The sequence below is a fragment of the Microbacterium testaceum genome (genome assembly GCF_020781835.1).
In the GTDB taxonomy this organism is placed as follows: domain Bacteria; phylum Actinomycetota; class Actinomycetes; order Actinomycetales; family Microbacteriaceae; genus Microbacterium; species Microbacterium testaceum_H.
Genome location: NZ_JAJGNJ010000032.1, coordinates 1 through 1,785, shown reverse-complemented (window position 1 = coordinate 1,785; position 1,785 = coordinate 1). Strand labels below are relative to the sequence as shown.

The window sequence follows — 1,785 nt, the reverse complement described above, 5'->3', positions numbered from 1 at the left end:
GCGGCGACCTCGGCGGTGCAGCAGCCGAGCGCGCAGACCGCGCCCGGGACTCTCGTGGGGGCGGTCATGCTGCCACCTCCCACTCGACGGCAGGCACGCCCGGGCGGGCGAGCATGATGCGCAGCGCCGCGATCGCCTGCAGGGTGACGACGCCGTTCCCGCACGCCTTGAGCTGCTCCGCCCGAGACAGGCCGATCACGGATGCCGTCACCCACCCGAAGGGCCAGCCCATCATCCACTCGGTGAGTTCCGGGTTGAGGCGAGCCTTCCCGCCCTTCCCGTCCATCCGCACAGGCGACGGAGCGGGGCGGCCCATGACGAGTTCCCACCGAGCGATGGCGGCGGCGTATGGACCCCATCCGATAACGGCGTCGACCGCGGCTCCGGGGAGCAGCTTCTCGTCCGCGCGGTTGCCCGAGCGCGTAGCGTGCCCGCCCGTCGCGTCGGCGACTTGGGGCGTCGGCAGCAGCTGCACTGCGATAGGCAGTGGCATCCCCATCCCATTGCCATTCACCCCGGTCGCCTTCACGCGCTCGCGACGCGCGGACCACGACTCGACCGACTCGCCGTCGTTCATGACGACCGTCGGCGTCGGAAGCAGCGTCAGAGCAGAGTCTGCACCGCCGAGCTCATCGTCAGGTCGCCGCGACGGCCCCGCCGATTCGGGTCGCCCTTCTCCCCATCCGAGGCTCGAGGGGTCGGGAAGAGTGCGCTCTGCGGGCCAGGCGAGGATGAAGACCCGGAAGCGTCCGTGCGGTGCACCGATGTCGGACGCCGGTAGACCGACCCACTCCGCATCGAACCCGAGGTCGGCCAGGTCCCGGAGAACTGTGTCGATTGCTCGCCGAACAAGTCCTCGCTCTCGGTCGCGGACACGAACCGCCCGCTTACGGGATCGCGCCAGGCGAACGGCTGCTCTCCTCCACTCGACGACATGAGGGGTCCTTCCTTCGCGTCGGCGGGCCGGGTTCTCGTGGAGGAACCGGTCCACCATGCGGATGAGTTGGTCGATGCGACGCACCTCGGCGTCGGCTTCGATGAGGTCGGGGTGCCACGGCTCCCCGTCTGCGGAGAGGAGGCCGCGGACGTTCTCGATGACGACCCAGTCGGGTCGGAGAGCGTCGATCGCCTTCACATACTCCGACCACAAACCCGAGCGGGTGCCGTCCTGCATGCCCCGACGTGCGCCGGCGAGCGACACATCCTGGCAGGGGAAGCCGCCCGCAAGCACCCGCACGCGGGGCGCGGCGGACCAGTCCACCTTCGTCACGTCTCCGAAGTTCGGCACGTCCGGGAAGTGGTGCGCGAGCACCTTCGACGGTGCGGCGTCGAACTCGCAGAACCATGCGGGCTTCGTGCCGAACACCTCGTCGACCGCCATGCCGAGGCCGCCGACGCCGGCGAACAGCTCGCCCGACGTCGGGTAGCCCATCGCTGCGACGATGTCCTCGACGGGCAACTCGGCGAGCATCTGCGCGCTCATGCCGTCACCCCCTCGGGAGGCTCGAGCGACCATCCGCCCTCGTCGTCGAGGTACACCAGGCGACCACCCGCCATGTAGAGGCGGACGGGCACGAGCGCCGGATCCTCCCACGAGTTGACGGCGAACCCGTCCTCGCGGGCGAGGTCCGAGTGGTGGTGCGCCCAGCCGTGGCATCCGGTCGTTCCGGACCCGCACATGAGGAGTCCGTTCGATACCTCGTCGCCGCCGCCGCGGGACTTGTACTTCCGGTGGTGACGGGAACCGTTCTCCCAGATGACCTTGCCGCAGCGTGCGCAACGCTG

At 69.9% G+C, this 1,785-nt stretch carries 1 protein-coding gene and 1 pseudogene; both read right to left on the bottom strand.

Features of this window, described 5'->3' with window-relative positions; genetic code table 11:
- Positions 1-64 precede the first annotated feature (64 nt).
- The gene (locus tag LL239_RS17450) at positions 65-1,483 is read right to left on the bottom strand and encodes a DNA cytosine methyltransferase (protein ID WP_228164594.1); all 1,419 of its coding nucleotides are present in this window, start codon (positions 1,481-1,483) and stop codon (positions 65-67) included.
- Positions 1,480-1,785 (bottom strand): annotated as a pseudogene (locus LL239_RS17445) (hypothetical protein); the annotation flags it as partial. The pseudogene LL239_RS17445 and the gene LL239_RS17450, both read right to left, overlap by 4 nt.

Excerpts from the sequence above, each read along its gene's own strand:
- LL239_RS17450 (WP_228164594.1), bottom strand. The coding sequence starts at position 1,483 with ATGAGCGCGCAGATGCTCGCCGAGTTGCCCGTCGAGGACATCGTCGCA.